This is a genomic window from Neobacillus drentensis (genome assembly GCF_036962765.1).
Classification (GTDB): domain Bacteria; phylum Bacillota; class Bacilli; order Bacillales; family Cytobacillaceae; genus Neobacillus; species Neobacillus drentensis_C.
On sequence record NZ_JBALOS010000037.1, the window covers coordinates 25,787 to 28,266 of the forward strand.

The following is a 2,480-nucleotide window of genomic DNA, read 5'->3' on the forward strand; positions in this document are numbered from 1 at the left end:
AACCTTTAACACAGCCTTTTTTTAAAATTGACCCTACAATATCTCAAATCTCGACATTTTTTGACACTAATGTTTTGAAATTATCTGTAAAGGCGATTATTTCTCCCCATTCCATTAAATCCTTATCGGAAATCTTCCACGTATGTTTATCGGCATCATTTCTGATAACTGCGAAATGAAAACGGTCAGTTGAATATACCTTAAACCCCTTCTCCTTACATTGTTCAATGAAAAAGTAATCCTCAGCTCGATTTATTTTTTCAAATTGAACTTGTTGACAGACATCTTTTCTAAACATTAATGTCGCTCCAGCAACAGTGTCTGTGACTGAATTCTCATTACCTGGAACATGGATCAGCGCTTTTTTATTTTTAAAATAGATATATAAAGAGTTTTTTCCGATAATAGAAATATCTTTATTTTTAAATGCATCCATCGAACTTTTAATGTAGTCAGGCCCATAATAGTCATCGTCATCAAATTTTGCAATAATATCATAATTTGATTTCATAATCCCAAAATTTAAGCAGTCACCTAATGTTGCTTTTTCGTGTAGTTGATAAATCTGGACATTACGATATTTCCTAGCCTTAGTAATCCATCTATCCATATTCATAGAATCCTTATTTAGGATAATAATCAGCTCTTTATTCTTCCAGGATTGCTGTTTATAATTTTTAAAAACATTATTGATATTCTCTTCTCTTATTGTACAAGTAATAATGGAAACCACACTCTCACTCCTTTAGCTTGGAGAATTATTTTATGAGTTCATGACCTTTTCTAAAAGGGAGGTTAAATTAGCAAACTTTTTAAGAGTTTTGATAGAATTAATTTCTTCTTGAAGCTCTTTTATGTCGTAAGAGCCAAAGCCTGCAGCCCCTAAGATATTTATGTGACGGATGTCGATTTGAAGTAAGAGGATAATTGTTTCAAGAATGTGTATGAATTTTTCTTGGAATTTTTGAAATTGCTCTGGAAACGATTGAATGAGTAATTTATATTCGCTTAATACCTTACTCATCGTTAATAAATCTACAAGACCTGAAATCTCTAATCCAAGAATAAGAACTTCGATGTCATGATGCTTTAAAATAAACAGTCCAAGGTTGTTAATTGCCTCTTTCCATTTGCTTTCGCCAATAGGGTGTTCTTGATGGTACGTTATCAAATCATTTCTAGCAATATATTTGGCACCCATTTTAAATAAACGATACCCTATTTCCCAATCTTCGTAACCGTATTGGACAAAGTCTTCATCGAACAACCCTGCCTGAGTAATAAACTCTTTTTGAATGGAAACATTCCCTGTAAGAAATGCCATCCATGGAAAAGAAAATCCTTCTAAGTCAGCAGCAAAATTGTCGGTTATCGATTGGAACCATGGGTATGTTACAACCCCTATATCCTTGAATGCTTTTCTTGCAATATCGCTTTTTTCCAACAACGGGTATGGTTGTATAGATGGATATTTAAAGTTTTGGAACCTAGAATAAAGCAACTTATTATTTTTTGTTAAAGTTGCGATTGTGTTTATTTTCTCTGGAGTAAATTCAGGAAAGATACATGAATATATGACTTTTGAATGCATTGCCCCTGACAAAATATGCTTATTTTTTGATTGGTGGAACTTATGATGTTTTTCAACAAAATCAGGTTCTGTTATCATTTCTGCATCAAGAAAAATAAGAACGCTCCCTCTTGCTGAACGAATGCCTAAATTTCGAACCTTCGCTCTTCCTAGGTTCTTTTTATTACGTATATATTTAAAATGATACGGAGGCTTATAGCCCTTTATTTTTTCTTCCGTTGGGTCTGTTGAAGCATCATCTATAAAGATAACTTCCATTTTTGAAGGATTGAAGGTTTGGTATTCCAGTGAGAAGAGAGTCAGGAGATTTAGTGGATATTTATTTAGGGAAGGAATAATAATACTGACTTCAATATCTTGGATCTTATTTACTTGGATTTCTTTATTAGGTTTCTCTTTAGAGCTTATGTCCTTGTTATTTTGGGACTTTTTCATTTTTGGATCTTCCCTCTGTGGTTCTAGTTTATTTACAGTCGGAGTTGGCCAAACACCATATAGCCCTTTCTCGTTTCCAGTAAGCTTTTTATTCAATAAATCATAAAGATTTTCTTCTGTCCGGCAGTGATCCCAAAGTCTAATTTCGTTAATATCACCATTAAAGAAAAGACCTGGCTCCCAGCCAATCATCCCAGATGGGTAGACATACTTTTTAAGGCTTTCATCACCCTTTTTTACAAACTTCCCATTAATGAATAGCTGTGGCTCTCTTTCATCATAGACAACAGCAATGTGAATGAGATCATTAATGATGGCTTCATGGACTAACACCGCATAGATGTTCTCCTTAGTATGTTCATAGACCGTTATTCCATTTAGTCCAACTGAAACACTAACCCCAGCATCATTATCGGACACTCCCTGTGCAGGTCCAATAATATAATTTTTTCCA

The 2,480-nt window shown here is 33.8% G+C and carries 2 protein-coding genes; both read right to left on the reverse strand.

The window, feature by feature from the left end; translation table 11 throughout:
• Nucleotides 1-43 precede the first annotated feature (43 nt).
• The gene (locus V7137_RS06305; protein WP_335697281.1) at nt 44-733 is read right to left on the reverse strand and encodes a glycosyltransferase; all 690 of its coding nucleotides are present in this window, start codon (nt 731-733) and stop codon (nt 44-46) included.
• 30 nt (nt 734-763) lie between these two features.
• Nucleotides 764-2,480: glycosyltransferase (locus V7137_RS06310; protein WP_335697282.1), on the reverse strand; the 1,717-nt coding region annotated here is incomplete at its 5' end.